Consider the following 13,657-nt stretch of genomic DNA (forward strand, 5'->3'; position numbering starts at 1 on the left):
AGAGCGTGGTACAAAGGGAAAGATTGCAATTTGGAACTGTGCTTATGTCTCGTGTTTATACTTCTGCCCGCCGTAAATTTTCTCATTTGAGTCGTTCTGTGTTGATGGCTGCGGCTGTGTTGGGTACAACCCAAGTGGCGATGGCAGGGCCAACGGTCGATCAACTCAGTGATTGTTTGGTGAAAGCCACAACGGCAGCAGATAAAACCACGGTTTTGCAATGGACCTTTAGCGCTTTGGCAGCACATCCAGATTTAAAGTCTTTTAGTAATGTTACGCCTGAGCAGAAAACTCAGTTAGATCAGAAGTTGGCTCAGGTATTACAGCGAGTGATTGTGGAGCAGTGTTCGACACAGACTAAGGCTGTGATTCAAGCTGAGGGCATTCAAGCCGTTGGACAGGCTTTCCAGCAGTTAGGGCAGAGTGCAGGGCAGGATATTGTTAAAGATCCAGCGGTTAGACAGCAGTTGCAAGGTACCTTGCGTTATATTGATTTAAATAAATTGGTGACGACTTTTTTAACGCCTGATATTTGGAATAAGTTGGGTGTGTTAAGAGGGCAGTGATTGGTTTTATATTGTTGAATGTTAAGAAACCCGCTTTGAAGCGGGTTTCTTATTGATTGAATTTAACTATTTAGTTTTTCATCAATTTAAGAGGAGTTTTATCCGTTATTGCTCACAAGCCTTACCTTGATATTCGTAGCGATTAACCTTGTAGGCTTGACCATTCCAACGTAAAACTTCAAAACAAAATCCTGGCCCACCATTCTCAATATCAGGCCAGCCATCTGTTCCTTTTGTTTTTAAAAACTCAGGCATACCTGCTTCTTTTAAAATGGTTTTCCATTGACCATTTTTCTGTTGCGCTACAACATAGTAACCAACGCCTGTATTGCCATAACACATGGTACCGTAATCTGAAACGATTGCATCTCTCAGCCCATCACCGTTTAAATCTGCATAAGTTGTAATTTCACCGACTGAACAATCACTTTTCCAGCCTTTTTTACTTTTTGTAAAACCTGCTGCTTTAAAAATAGCATCAGTATCAGCTTTAGGGACTTGAGGTGTTTGTGCAAAATTAGAATTGCTGATTAAAAGTAAACAGGTACTCAGGAGTAATCTATTTTTCATAAGTTGAATGATCATGTCTGTTTTAGTTTAAAAAATTATTGTGCAGCTATTTTATCCTATTACAGTAAGAAAACCCGTTCTAAAACGGGTTTTCTTACTGTAATGAGATGAGTTTAATTGATCAATTCATTTATTTGTGTAGGGTGGGCTTTACCCTTAGACGCTTTCATCATTTGATCTATAAGATCGTTACAAGCTTTTTCTATTTCTCAAAAGTAATTAGCTTTTAACTACAGCTTTTAAAATGCCATTTTCACCAAATAATTTTTCTCGGTATTCTGCTTCGAGTTGATCCGTTTGCATGTGCAGAGGGTTGAAATCTCTATCTCGTACATCCAGCATTTCAATCATTGCTTTTGTGATAATTCCTATACGATTGATTCCTCCAAAGCCCAGATATACACCGTCTTTGAGCTCCCGAATAGAAAACTTAATATCACTGCGTTTTAATATTTTGATCCAGTAATGAAAAAGTACTGGGGAAAGAAGTTTAGTAACTCGAGTTAGAGCCATCCTTCTGTTTTTAGCTGTATTACCACCTATGGCATTCAATACATCAAATGCCACAGATTTATGTTCTAGCTCTTCCAGTGCGTGCCATTCCCAAAGGTTTCTGCTTTCTTGCGTCGTTCTCTGCTTAATTAATGGGTCAGTTAATAATAGTCGTGCAAGTGTTGCCGTATAGTGTTCCATCACCACGGTTGCAGCTAGTTGTTCAACTTTAGGAAGTTTGCGAAATTCATCTAATTTCGCTTTGGTCTTAGCTTCTATCTCCACAACTTCAGGATAATCCGACTGGATAAGATGCTCATTGAGAGACTGATGTTCACGACTATGAAAGGCTTCTTGCGCAATAAAATTTCGAATATCGTCTAGTAATTTCTCATCTGTAATTTGATCACGAACATTGCGCACACTCTCAATGAAAAACATTTCACCAGGTGGAAACATGGCTGACAATACAACAAAAAGAGAGGTCACAACCGAATTCTCTTCATAGTAAAAAGTAAACTTTTTGTTCTTATCAAAAGGAATAATCACATTACGACGAACGATTCTTTGTAGAGATTGTGCAGCTATATTCATTTTCTTTTCCCTTATAGATAGATGTAAATTTGAACAATCTTGAGTTTGTATATAGAATCTATCAATGAATTTGTACGGAAAAAAGACGGATTTAATAAGGAGATTTTTATAATGGTAACTATAAGAAAACCAAAGCAAAGTCGATCAAAAAATACTTATAGTTCTATAGTTGATGCAGGATTTATATCAGTAAAAAATAATGGATTAGATCATACAACTGTACTGAAAGTATGTGAGATTGCAGGCGTTGGTTCTGGAAGTTTTTATGAATATTTTAAAAACAAAGAAGCCTTGTTTGTCGAGATGCAACAACATTTTATTGCTGAGCTGGCTAAAGTGATTTACGAAGTCATCCCCAGAATTCAAGAAATGGAAATTCCAGAAGCGATCAGATCCATTTTTTTGCACATTGGTGAATTTTTAGCGAAAGATGAGAATAAATATTTCTATTGGCTCAGTGTTTCGAGCAAATATAGTACCGAAGCCAGTCATGTAAAAGCAGTGAAGGCAATCAATACTTTAGCAATCGAATATGCAGTTAAACATCCTGAAGTGCTCAGAATAAAAAATCTAAAATTGATGGTTTATGTTTTAATTAATTCCAGTGTGGCACTGACCATGAATTTCTTTTCGTCTCAAAATATGGGTTTTACTTTTGAAGAATTAATTGATTGCTTAATCGATATTACAATGTCCTATATTGATGATGATCGTAATAAATTAAAAATATAAAAAACCCGCTCTAAAGCGGGTTTACTTTTGAGGTTAGATGAGTTTAACCAATCAGTTTCTTCATGAGTTCATTTACTTGAGCTGGGTTGGCTTTACCTTTTGCAGCTTTCATAACTTGACCAACCAGACCGTTAAAGGCTTTTTCTTTACCAGACTTGTACTCTTCAACCATTTTTTCATTGGCTGCAAGCACGTCTTTGATAATCGCTTCAATCGCACCTGTATCGGTTTCTTGCTTCAAGCCTTTGTCAGCAATAATGTCATCCGCAGATTTTCCTTCTGCTTCCCACATAAAGCCAAACACTTGCTTCGCAATTTTGCCGTTAATGGTATTGTCGACAATACGCGCGATCATGCCGCCTAACTGTTCAGCAGAAACAGGAGAGTCCGCCAATTCTAGGCCCGCTTTGTTTAAAGCACCTGAGAATTCACCCATCACCCAGTTTGCAGAGACTTTACCTTGCTTCGCACCGCCCGCAGCAGCTACAACTGCTTCGTAGAAGTCCGCCATTTCGCGTGACAGCGTCAATACATGTGCATCGTACTCAGTCACAGCAAAGTCAGCAATAAAGCGTGCACGGCGCGCTTTAGGCAGTTCTGGAAGGGCAGCACGTGCCGCTTCGATCTGCTCATCGGCAATGATCACTGGCAACAAGTCTGGATCTGGGAAGTAGCGATAGTCGTTCGCTTCTTCTTTCGAACGCATTGAGCGGGTTTCCATCTTGTTTGGATCGAACAAACGGGTTTCCTGATCAATCTCGCCGCCGTATTCCAAAATTTCCATTTGGCGTTCAATTTCAACATTGATCGCTTGCTCAATGAAACGGAATGAGTTGAGGTTTTTCAACTCGCAACGTGTACCAAATGGTTGACCCGGACGACGCAATGACACGTTACAGTCAGCACGGAACGAACCTTCTGCCATGTTACCGTCAGAAATACCCAACCAACGCACGAGCGTGTGAATCGACTTGATATAGGCAACCGCTTCTTCAACCGAACGCATATCTGGTTCAGACACGATTTCAAGCAATGGTGTGCCCGCACGGTTTAAGTCGATACCCGACATGCCTTCGAACTGGTCATGGATTGATTTACCCGCATCTTCTTCAAGATGGGCACGAGTCACGCCAATACGCTTCACAGTGCCATCTTCAAGCTGGATGTCGATATGACCCAAGCCCACAATCGGATTGTCCATCTGGCTGATCTGGTAGCCTTTTGGAGAATCTGGATAGAAGTAGTTCTTACGTGCAAATACCGAGGCTTGGTCGATATACGCATCGATCCCCAAACCGAAGCGAATCGCAAGATCAACCACTTCTGCATTCAATACAGGTAATACGCCCGGCATGGCCAAATCAACAAGGCTGGCTTGTGTATTCGGGTCTTGACCAAATTCAGTCGATGAACCAGAGAAGATTTTAGACTTGGTTGCCAACTGCGTGTGAATCTCGATCCCGATAACGACTTCCCAACCGTCAATCAATTTCAACTTTTGAGCTTCAGTCATTATGCATTCTCCTCAGCAATTGCCGCACGTTTGGTATGCCAGTCTGTATTTTGTTGATATTGATGCACAATCGACAACAATTGTGATTCTGACCAATAGTTACCAATCAACTGTAAGCCGACAGGCAAGCTGTCTTTATCAAAACCAACAGGTGCGTTAATGGCTGGTAGACCTGCCAAGTTCACAGCAAGGGTATAGATATCGCCTAAATACATTTCAGTCGGGCTGAGATTCGCACCGATCTTATAGGCTGTAGTTGGTGCTGATGGTGCAGCAATCACGTCAACATTTTCAAAAGCTTTGAGGAAATCTTGCTGAATCAAACGACGTACTTTTTGTGCTTTGACATAGTAAGCATCGTAGTAACCTGCAGAAAGAGCATAGGTCCCGATCAGGATACGACGTTGTACTTCAGCACCAAAACCTTCTGAACGTGAGCGTTTGTACAAGTCCATCAAGTCCACAGGGTTTTCACAACGGTAGCCATAACGTACGCCGTCAAAACGTGACAGGTTTGAAGACGCTTCCGCAGGAGCGATCAAGTAGTACGTCGGCACATAGGCTTCAGTCATGTTGAGATCAATCTCAACCAAGATCGCGCCCATTTCCTCTAACTTTTTCAACGACTCTTCAACGCGTGCTTTTACATCAGCGTCTAAACCTGCCACATTGAAGTATTGCTTTGGAATACCAATGCGTAGACCTTTCACCGCTGTGCCGTTTAGGTTAGCAACGTAATCGTCCACTGCTTTGTTGATTGAAGTCGAGTCTTTGGCGTCATGACCCGCAATCACATTCATCAAGTAAGCACAGTCTTCTGCCGAACGCGCCATTGGGCCGCCTTGATCCAATGATGATGCATAGGCAATCATACCGAAGCGAGATACACGGCCATAGGTCGGTTTTAAGCCGGTTAAGCCGCAGAATGAAGCAGGTTGTCGAATTGAGCCACCTGTATCGGTACCTGTTGCGATCGGCGCAAGATCAGCCGCGACAGCTGCTGCTGAGCCACCAGATGAACCACCTGGAACATGATCCAGTGCCCAAGGATTCGACGTTGCACCGACATAAGAGTTTTCTGAGGTTGAACCCATGGCGAACTCATCCATGTTCACCTTACCTAAAGTCACAAGACCTGCAGCTTTGGCTTTTGCAACCACCGTTGCATCATAAGGAGAAATGAAATTATCCAGCATTTTTGAACCGGCAGTGGTTTTAATGCCTTGGGTACAGAAAATATCTTTGTGGGCAAGTGGAATACCTGCCAGCGTGTGTGCATTGCCTGCTTTCAGTGCCGCATCGGCCGCATTTGCTTCAGCAAGAGCCTGTTCTGCGGTGACCGTCACATAACTTTTTACTTTAGGGTCAATTTGGGCAATACGCTTTAAATAATGTTCAGTCAATTCGCGTGATGAAAATTGGGCTGTTTTTAAGCCTTCAGAGAGTTCACGGATTGATAAGCGATGTAAATCTGTCATATGAAAAATTTCTTTACATTCTAAATATAAAATATTGACTAATCGAATAAATCTTATTCAATTACGCGAGGTACGAGGTACAAACCTGCTTCTGTAGCAGGCGCGACCGCTTGATATTCATCACGATGGTTGCTTTCAGTCACAACATCAGCGCGTAACGGTTGCGGGTTGTCAAATGGGCTCTTTAAAGGCTCAACATCATCGGTATTAATGCCTTTCAAGCTTTCCATCATGCCAAGGATTTTATTTAAACTTTGAGCATATTCAGCAGATTGCGTGTCATTGAGAGATAAACGGGCAAGGTGTGCAATTTGCGAGACCGTTTGCGCATTTAAGTCTGTTGTCTGCTGAGCATCTGATGATGTAGACATAACTTTACCTAATTCAGTATTAAAAAATTTCAAAATATCGTGCGTTATAATAAGCGATTGACTTGTTCAAATCATCACATTTAGTTAAAGTTGCCACCTTGTATTCACACAAAGTTTAATTGAGAACGCCCCCGTGATTCTAAAACGACTAATTGGCTTGTTTTCGCCGGATTTAGCCATTGATTTAGGTACTGCAAATACACTTATTTATGCACCAGGCCGTGGCATTATATTAAATGAACCAACTGTTGTGGCAATTCGCCACAGTGGTTCACAAAAAATTGTTGCCGCTGTAGGTATTGATGCTAAACAAATGTTAGGCCGTACACCAGCGAATATTTCAGCAATTCGTCCGATGAAAGACGGTGTGATTGCTGATTTCGAAGTCACTGAGACCATGTTGAATCAGTTCATTGGCAAAGTGCATGAAAAGCGTTTATTCCCGCCAGCACCGCGTGTTGTGGTCTGTGTACCTTGTAAATCAACCTTGGTTGAACGTCGTGCGATTCGTGAAGCTGTATTTAATGCAGGTGCGCGTGATGTACGTTTAATCGAAGAGCCGATGGCTGCTGCAATTGGCGCAGGTATGCCTGTTGAGCAAGCATGTGGTTCGATGGTGGTTGATGTGGGTGGTGGTACCACTGAAATTGCAATCATTTCATTACAGGGTTGTGTCTACGCTGATTCTTTACGTATTGGTGGTGATGTATTTGATGAGCAAATCATCAATTATGTGCGTAAAGCACACGGTTGTGTGATCGGGGAAACAACAGCCGAAGTCATTAAAAAAGAAGTGGGAATGGCTGTTGCTGACGGTAAGACCCTCGAGATTGAAGTTCGTGGTCGTAACTTGGCAGAGGGTGTACCTCGCGCGATTACCGTGACTTCTGATGAAATCACGCAGGCAATTTCTGATCCGTTACAAAGCATTGTAAGCGCTGTAAAATCTGCACTTGAGCAAACGCCACCTGAATTATCTTCGGATATTGCAGAGCGTGGTATTGTGTTGACAGGTGGCGGTGCATTATTGCGTAACTTGGATAAATTACTTGCACAAGAAACAGGTTTGCCTGTAATTGTTGCAGATGATCCTTTAACTTGTGTCACTCGTGGTGGCGGTAAAGTATTAGAGTTCTTTGACAATCCAAACCACGACATGCTTTTCGTTGGTTAAATCATAAGGACTAGGCGGTGCAACCGAATCTTTTTTCAAGACAACCGCCATCTTTTCGCTCATTTGTCATTGCGGTGATTACATGTTTGGTGGTGCTTTTCTTTGATTGGCGCATGCCTTATGTAATTCAACCTGCAAGGGATGTCTTGTACGCCGCGTATAATCCAATTTATGCGCTGGCAAGCTATCCTGTACTGTCGCGAGAATGGCTTAACCAACAAACCAAATCTGAAGCGCAATTGCGACGTGAAAACACCGCAATGCAAGCTGAACTGCTACAAGCACAAGTCCGCCTCCAAAAACTTTCAGAACTCTCTGCGGAAAATAACCGTTTAAGAGGGCTGTTAGATACGCCGTTAATTATTGATGGACGTATGCAAATTGCTGAAGTGATTGGAACCGATGCAGACCCATTGCGGCATATTATTATCATTAACCGTGGTGCTGTCGATCATTTAAAAGTCGGACAAACAGTTTTGGATGATAAAGGGATTATGGGGCAGATTATTAATGTCTATCCTCATAGTGCACGGATCATGCTGCTCTCTGATAAAGAACACTCATTGTCTGTACGTTTAGAGCGGACAGGTATGCGTGCGATTGTGTCAGGTACAGGTGATTTGGGACAACTCAAAATGGAATATGTACCGACTAGTGCCAATATTCAGGTCGGAGACAAAGTGTTTAGTTCGGGTTTGGGTGAACATTTCCCTGCGGGTTATCTAGTCGGAACCGTGTCTAAAGTCAGTCGTCATACTTCGGGTGAGTTTGCCGAAATTGATGTGAAACCAACGGCGCAACTTGCCAGCGGTCATCATGTGGTGGTTTTATTTTCTGAATCCTTAGCGCAGGAGCAACCGTATGCCGATCGCTAAGCTCAATTATGAAAAACGCAAAGACCCACTATGGATGATTATTTTATCCATTGTGATTGCTTCGGTATTGATGGTTTATCCAATGGCCTATGAGGCTTCAGGATGGCGTCCTTCGATCATGCTTTTGGTCATGCTGTTCTGGATTCTTTACCAGCCCGTCTGGTGCGGGGTCTGGTTTGCCTTTGGTATGGGGCTTTTTGCTGATCTGTTGCTTGATGCACCTTTTGGTCTAAATGCGCTGAGTTTCGTACTCATCACTTTTGGTATCCGTTATTTAATTCGTGAACGTCGTATTTTGACTTTTGGTAATTCCTGGGTGATTGCGGTGATTGCGGCTGTTGTACATATTACATTCTTGTGGATTAGTCAGACCATTGCGGGTACACATTTTTCGATTGCGCGCCATTGGCAACCAGTTGTGACCAGTGTATTGGCATGGCCTCTGGTTTATTATTGTTTACATAAATGGCGCATATAATTCTTGCATCAAGCTCGCCGCGTCGGCAGGAGCTACTACAGCAACTGGGTTTGGACTTTGAAATATTTAGTCCAGATGTCGATGAAGCGGTGCATGATGGAGAAGCGGTTGAGCATTATGTTGAACGCTTAGCCAGAGATAAAGCGCAAGTTGTTTTAAAGAAATATCCTGCTGCAATTGTAATTGCAGCAGATACGAGCTTAAGTTTTGCTGGACAGATTATTGGCAAGCCAGAATCAAAGCAACATGCTTTTAGCATCTGGTCGGCACTTTCTGGACAATGGCACGATGTCTATTCTGGCATTTGTGTGGCAACTGCGACTCAAATATTGAGTACTGTGGTCAGAACGCAAGTTGAGTTGCAGCAACTCAGTCATGCAGACATGGAACAATATTGGGCCACGGGTGAGCCGATAGGCAAAGCGGGTGCATACGCAATACAGGGTATTGCAGCGCAGTATATTCCGCAAATCCGAGGCAGTTATAGTAATGTCGTTGGTTTGCCTTTGCATGAGACAGCACAGTTATTAGAAAGGGTTAAAGCACTACGCTGACACTTTCGGGTATAAGAATTTTTATAAAAGTTTTGAGTTTGTTATGGCAGAAGAGTTGCTGATTAACGTCACGCCGATGGAATGTCGTGTGGCATTGATTGAAAATGGTACGGTCAATGAATTATTCGTTGAGCGAACTGTAAAACGTGGGTTAGTGGGTAATATTTACAAAGGCAAAGTCGTACGCGTATTGCCGGGTATGCAAGCTGCCTTTGTCGATATTGGTTTGTCTCGAACCGCTTTTTTGCATATTAACGATATGGTGTGGTCGCGTTCGCAGCCGACTCCAAATGTCTTTGAGTTATTACATCCTGGGCAAATGCTGACCGTCCAAGTCATGAAGGACATGTTGGGCACCAAAGGTGCGCGCCTGAGTACTGATCTTTCCATTCCATCTCGTTATCTGGTGTTGATGCCGTATGGTAACCATATTGGGGTATCACAGCGAATCGAATCAGAAGATGAACGTGATCGTTTACGTGGCATCATTGAGCATATTCAGGCAGAACATAATTTACCGGGTAGTGTGATTGTTCGTACTGCCGCCGAAGGGGTGGATGAAGCCGCAATTGCGCAGGACATGTGCTATCTCAGTAAGTTGTGGGAATTTATCCAGCGCAAGCAAAAAGAAGCGGCAACAGCTGAACTGATCTTTGAAGAATTACCTTTGCCACAACGCATCGTACGTGATCTTGCCAGTGATGAAACCGCGAAGATCTATGTCGACTCGCGTGAGATTCATGGCAAGCTCAGCGAATTTGTTGATGAGTTTGTCCCGACCATTCAAAACCGTTTAATCCATTATCCGGGTGAAAAGCCACTTTTCGACTTGTATAACGTTGAAGAGGATATTCAAAAAGCCTTACAAACGCGTGTCGCACTGAAATCTGGTGGTTATCTGATGATTGATCAGACTGAAGCCATGACCACCATTGATGTAAATACAGGCTCGTATGTTGGTGGGCGCAGTTTAGAAGACACCGTATTTAAAACCAATATGGAAGCGACCCAAGTGATTGCAAGACAGTTACGTCTGCGCAATTTGGGGGGCATTATCATTATTGATTTTATCGACATGCAAGAAGCTGAGCATCGTGAAGAAGTGATGCGTCAGTTTGAACGCATGTTGGAACGTGATCACGCCAAGACCAAAATTACTCAGGTTTCTGAGCTTGGTCTGGTCGAAATGACCCGTAAACGCACGCGTGAATCTTTGGAGCATTTGCTCTGTGAATCCTGTCCAACCTGCCAAGGGCGAGGATATGTGAAGACTGCAGAGACAGTATGTTACGAGATATTTCGAGAGATATTACGTTATGCGCGTGCATTTGATTCCAAGGGTGGCTTTACTGTCGTTGCACATCCAGCAGTGATTGATCGTCTATTAACAGCAGAAGCCCCAGCTGTCGCGGATTTAGAACATTTCATTAATCGTGTGATTAAATTCCAAGTGGAAAATCTATATACGCAAGAGCAATACGATATCATTTTAACCTAAAGTTGTAACAAGATTTCGCTTAAGCCTTGTTACAACTGAAATTTTACTTTCTATCACGAATTTTAAATACTAGAACCATAAAATGAGCCATAGGTACTTTTAGGTCCCTTAGCAAATAATATGAGGTATATAACCATGAATGTGAGTGAAAGATTAGTGAACCACGGTTTCAAGCATGTTTTGGACAGTAATCCTGTAAATACATGTTATATGGTCGACAGCCAAGGTAAAGAAGTTCAGATTACCACGGCAATGATTCGTTCAGCCTGCCATCAACTACTACAACGTTGCCGCACAATCAAAAAATAAGGGGCCACTGAAAGCCCCTTAATTTTTTCTCTATGATTAATTCGCCACTTTTTGTGGTAAATCTTGAATTGCTTGTTCAAAGCGTTGAATTTCTTCTTCTAAATGGGTGAGTAGATTTTGCATTTTTGGTAAAGCATTACGACATGCAATTAGACCCACTTCCAGTTTATCTAAATAACTAGTCATAGTGATATTCAGTGCCTGTCCATCCATCACAATCGATGCAGGATAGAGCGCATCGAGCTTCGCCCCATTCCAATACAAAGGTTCACGTGGGCCTGGGACATTGGAAATCACCAGATTAAATGCCTGACGTTTAGGCAGCATGCCTGACGCAATATTTAAACCTGCTGGTCCATACACCACCGCACTATAGTTCAAGATTTCATTGGCAGTCATACGACTAAAACGCTGTTTTGAGTTTTGTACGCTGCGGCGAATAATTTCTAAACGCTCAATTGGATCTTCAATATGGGTCGCCAGATTTGCCAAAATCATGGTAATACGGTTACTGACATCTGAATCATCAGTACGCAGTGATGCAGGGACCATCGCAATCAGCGGTTTCTTTGGCAGACTATTGTGGCTAAGTAGATACTCACGTAAAGCGCCAGAGCAGACGGCTAAGATCACATCATTCAGTGTTACGCCCAATGATTTGGCAATATGACGGAAACGACCAAGCTCAAACGATTGAGCAGCAAAACGACGTGAAGAACTTACTCGTTGGTTCAAAATCGAGGGTGGGGCTTGAAAGGTCGAGACATAGTCTGGATTTTTGCCCATTTCTCTAAATATGGTTTGAGACAGTTCCTGCATGACTTTAGGCGCAACTTCAAGCTGCGATTTAATCCCTTCCATCACACCTTTGATTTTGCTGACTGTTGGTGGTTTTGGCGCTTTGAGACGTTTGGTTCGTTTGCCTTCTACACACCACAATGGCACCACATGCTTTTCATTTGGATCTTGCGAAAGTGATTTTTCAATCAGACGCATACCTGCGACGCCGTCTACCATGGCATGGTGAATCTTGAAATACATGGCAAAACGGTTGCCTTCAATGCCTTCAATAATGTCACAGGTCCAAAGTGGTTTGGCACGATCAATTAAAGAGCTATGTTGCTGTGAAATATAAACCAGTAATTCACGGATACGCCCTGGATTGGGTAGTGCAATATGGCGGAAGTGGTGGTCGAGATCAAATTCGCTGTCTTCACCCCAGAATAAACCATTCAGTTGATTGTTAAATGGCGGTACAGGGATACTTTTTGATTGGCGAATTTCATTGACGAGATCGTGCACAAACGTCGGTGACGCATTCTCTGGAAGCTCAAATAAAAACAAGCCACCTACATGCATAGGCTGTTGTCTTTTCTCTAGCGAGAGAAAGATAAAATCAATGGGGTGTAGTGGGCGCATAGCAGATCTAGCCTCTCATCGCATTTTTTTCTAAGATACTCTCTAGGAGCTCTTATTAGAATTATTGGAACCGTTCTGCGCAGTATATACTGTTTGTTCTGGTTAAAATATGACTTTAGACAAGCGAGTCAGGAAAAATAAAACCACTGACGAATCAGTGGTTTTAATATACCAAATCTGTAATTGATTATTTTTTAAGGTTACCCGCATGCAAGCCACATTCTTTATGCGTAGCCTCTTCCCACCACCAACGACCTTCGCGTTCATGTTGATTTGGCAGTACCGCGCGTGTACATGGTTCACAACCGATTGAAATAAAACCACGTTCGTGCAATGGGTTATATGGAATTTCCATCATGCGGATATAACTCCAGACATCAGCACTGCTCCAATTCGCAAGCGGGTTATATTTGATCAACTGCTTGCCTTCACCAGAAAAACCTGCATCAGCTTGAACTACAGGCACTTCACTACGCGTTGGACTTTGATCTTTACGTTGTCCGGTGATCCATCCATCCAAAGTTGCCAGTTTTTTACGTAAAGGTTGTACTTTTCGAATTCCACAGCATTCCTGATGCCCATCTTCAAAAAAGCTGAATAAGCCTTTTTCGGTCACGAATTGCTGAACAGCAGCAGACTCTGGGAAACAAATTTCAATATCGATCTTATAGTGCTTACGAACTGTTTCAATGAATTGGTAAGTCTCTGCATGTAAACGTCCCGTATCTAAACTAAAAACACGGAAGGGCTTACCTAGACGAGAAGCAATATCAATCAAAACAACATCTTCTGCGCCTGAAAAGGAAATCGCGATTTCACCTTCTTGGCTTAACGCAAGTTCTAAAATTTCTCGTGGCGATTTATCTGCATATTCAGCAGCGAGCGCATCTACAAGGTCAATAGTCGGAATAACAGTCATGGATGTTCCTGGCGATAGGCTTGGGCACAATTGTAAATCATTCGAAGCAAAGCAGCGTGCTTGTCATTGATTTTAATCTTGCAGAATAAAATGATTTTATTCAACAACAGCGCAA

At 42.5% G+C, this 13,657-nt stretch carries 15 protein-coding genes; 8 read left to right on the plus strand and 7 right to left on the minus strand.

The features are described 5' to 3' along the window. The first annotated feature begins 44 nt into the window (after positions 1 to 44). Complete coding sequence (locus tag F957_RS16760) at positions 45 to 566, plus strand: hypothetical protein (protein ID WP_004652318.1); 522 nt, start codon at positions 45 to 47, stop codon at positions 564 to 566. Positions 567 to 671: 105 nt separating this feature from the next. Here the strand turns inward: F957_RS16760 and F957_RS16755 are convergent, their stop codons facing one another. Both F957_RS16755 and F957_RS16750 read right to left on the minus strand, forming a co-directional pair. Further along, positions 672 to 1,151: a hypothetical protein gene (locus F957_RS16755; RefSeq protein WP_016660176.1), complete on the minus strand. Its 480-nt coding sequence runs from the start codon at positions 1,149 to 1,151 to the stop codon at positions 672 to 674. 204 nt (positions 1,152 to 1,355) lie between these two features. Next, complete coding sequence (locus tag F957_RS16750) at positions 1,356 to 2,222, minus strand: metal-dependent hydrolase (protein ID WP_016660177.1); 867 nt, start codon at positions 2,220 to 2,222, stop codon at positions 1,356 to 1,358. A 111-nt stretch (positions 2,223 to 2,333) separates the two neighbouring features. Here F957_RS16750 and F957_RS16745 point away from each other — a divergent pair, with 111 nt between their 5' ends. Further along, complete coding sequence (locus F957_RS16745; RefSeq protein ID WP_016541425.1) at positions 2,334 to 2,954, plus strand: TetR/AcrR family transcriptional regulator; 621 nt, start codon at positions 2,334 to 2,336, stop codon at positions 2,952 to 2,954. A 43-nt stretch (positions 2,955 to 2,997) separates the two neighbouring features. On the opposite strand, the gene gatB is transcribed toward F957_RS16745, so the two are convergent. From gatB to gatC, 3 genes are read right to left on the minus strand one after another with little or no spacing between them, the layout of a single operon-like run. Further along, positions 2,998 to 4,467 (minus strand): Asp-tRNA(Asn)/Glu-tRNA(Gln) amidotransferase subunit GatB, encoded by a 1,470-nt coding sequence (gatB, locus tag F957_RS16740; RefSeq protein WP_016541424.1) that lies wholly within the window; start codon positions 4,465 to 4,467, stop codon positions 2,998 to 3,000. Continuing rightward, complete coding sequence (gatA, locus tag F957_RS16735) at positions 4,467 to 5,945, minus strand: Asp-tRNA(Asn)/Glu-tRNA(Gln) amidotransferase subunit GatA (RefSeq protein WP_016541423.1); 1,479 nt, start codon at positions 5,943 to 5,945, stop codon at positions 4,467 to 4,469. The genes gatB and gatA overlap by 1 nt, the downstream gene beginning before the upstream one ends. Positions 5,946 to 5,998: 53 nt before the next feature. Next, positions 5,999 to 6,316 (minus strand): Asp-tRNA(Asn)/Glu-tRNA(Gln) amidotransferase subunit GatC, encoded by a 318-nt coding sequence (gene gatC, locus F957_RS16730; protein WP_004652310.1) that lies wholly within the window; start codon positions 6,314 to 6,316, stop codon positions 5,999 to 6,001. Between the two features lie 133 nt (positions 6,317 to 6,449). Between gatC and F957_RS16725 the strand changes: the two genes are divergently transcribed. From F957_RS16725 to F957_RS21450, 6 genes are all read left to right on the plus strand, one after another. After that, positions 6,450 to 7,490: a rod shape-determining protein gene (locus tag F957_RS16725; RefSeq protein WP_004652309.1), complete on the plus strand. Its 1,041-nt coding sequence runs from the start codon at positions 6,450 to 6,452 to the stop codon at positions 7,488 to 7,490. Between the two features lie 17 nt (positions 7,491 to 7,507). Further along, on the plus strand, positions 7,508 to 8,365 hold the full coding sequence (gene mreC, locus F957_RS16720; RefSeq protein ID WP_016541422.1) for a rod shape-determining protein MreC: 858 nt from the start codon (positions 7,508 to 7,510) through the stop codon (positions 8,363 to 8,365). Then, a complete protein-coding gene (gene mreD, locus F957_RS16715) occupies positions 8,352 to 8,843 on the plus strand; it encodes a rod shape-determining protein MreD (RefSeq protein WP_016660178.1) in 492 nt (163 codons plus the stop codon). The genes mreC and mreD overlap by 14 nt, the downstream gene beginning before the upstream one ends. Further along, positions 8,831 to 9,397: a Maf-like protein gene (locus F957_RS16710; protein WP_016660179.1), complete on the plus strand. Its 567-nt coding sequence runs from the start codon at positions 8,831 to 8,833 to the stop codon at positions 9,395 to 9,397. The genes mreD and F957_RS16710 overlap by 13 nt, the downstream gene beginning before the upstream one ends. Before the next feature lie 43 nt (positions 9,398 to 9,440). Next, positions 9,441 to 10,895 (plus strand): ribonuclease G, encoded by a 1,455-nt coding sequence (gene rng / locus F957_RS16705; RefSeq protein ID WP_016541421.1) that lies wholly within the window; start codon positions 9,441 to 9,443, stop codon positions 10,893 to 10,895. Positions 10,896 to 11,030: 135 nt separating this feature from the next. Continuing rightward, positions 11,031 to 11,204, plus strand: a complete 174-nt coding sequence (locus F957_RS21450; RefSeq protein ID WP_004775299.1) for a PA1571 family protein — start codon at positions 11,031 to 11,033, stop codon at positions 11,202 to 11,204. 36 nt (positions 11,205 to 11,240) lie between these two features. On the opposite strand, the gene F957_RS16700 is transcribed toward F957_RS21450, so the two are convergent. Next, complete coding sequence (locus tag F957_RS16700) at positions 11,241 to 12,623, minus strand: WS/DGAT/MGAT family O-acyltransferase (RefSeq protein ID WP_016541420.1); 1,383 nt, start codon at positions 12,621 to 12,623, stop codon at positions 11,241 to 11,243. A gap of 187 nt (positions 12,624 to 12,810) precedes the next feature. After that, a complete protein-coding gene (locus F957_RS16695; RefSeq protein ID WP_016541419.1) occupies positions 12,811 to 13,542 on the minus strand; it encodes a phosphoadenylyl-sulfate reductase in 732 nt (243 codons plus the stop codon). Positions 13,543 to 13,657: the final 115 nt, after the last annotated feature.

Source organism: Acinetobacter gyllenbergii CIP 110306 = MTCC 11365 (genome assembly GCF_000413855.1).
Classification (GTDB): Bacteria; Pseudomonadota; Gammaproteobacteria; order Pseudomonadales; family Moraxellaceae; genus Acinetobacter; species Acinetobacter gyllenbergii.

Bases quoted from the DNA above. Each gene is read 5' to 3' on its own strand.
- F957_RS16760 (WP_004652318.1), top strand. From the start codon at position 45: ATGTCTCGTGTTTATACTTCTGCCCGCCGTAAATTTTCTCATTTGAGT.
- F957_RS16755 (WP_016660176.1), bottom strand. From the start codon at position 1,151: ATGATCATTCAACTTATGAAAAATAGATTACTCCTGAGTACCTGTTTA.
- F957_RS16750 (WP_016660177.1), bottom strand. From the start codon at position 2,222: ATGAATATAGCTGCACAATCTCTACAAAGAATCGTTCGTCGTAATGTG.
- F957_RS16745 (WP_016541425.1), top strand. From the start codon at position 2,334: ATGGTAACTATAAGAAAACCAAAGCAAAGTCGATCAAAAAATACTTAT.
- gatB (WP_016541424.1), bottom strand. From the start codon at position 4,467: ATGACTGAAGCTCAAAAGTTGAAATTGATTGACGGTTGGGAAGTCGTT.
- gatA (WP_016541423.1), bottom strand. From the start codon at position 5,945: ATGACAGATTTACATCGCTTATCAATCCGTGAACTCTCTGAAGGCTTA.
- gatC (WP_004652310.1), bottom strand. From the start codon at position 6,316: ATGTCTACATCATCAGATGCTCAGCAGACAACAGACTTAAATGCGCAA.
- mreD (WP_016660178.1), top strand. From the start codon at position 8,352: ATGCCGATCGCTAAGCTCAATTATGAAAAACGCAAAGACCCACTATGG.
- F957_RS16710 (WP_016660179.1), top strand. From the start codon at position 8,831: ATGGCGCATATAATTCTTGCATCAAGCTCGCCGCGTCGGCAGGAGCTA.
- rng (WP_016541421.1), top strand. From the start codon at position 9,441: ATGGCAGAAGAGTTGCTGATTAACGTCACGCCGATGGAATGTCGTGTG.
- F957_RS21450 (WP_004775299.1), top strand. From the start codon at position 11,031: ATGAATGTGAGTGAAAGATTAGTGAACCACGGTTTCAAGCATGTTTTG.
- F957_RS16700 (WP_016541420.1), bottom strand. From the start codon at position 12,623: ATGCGCCCACTACACCCCATTGATTTTATCTTTCTCTCGCTAGAGAAA.
- F957_RS16695 (WP_016541419.1), bottom strand. From the start codon at position 13,542: ATGACTGTTATTCCGACTATTGACCTTGTAGATGCGCTCGCTGCTGAA.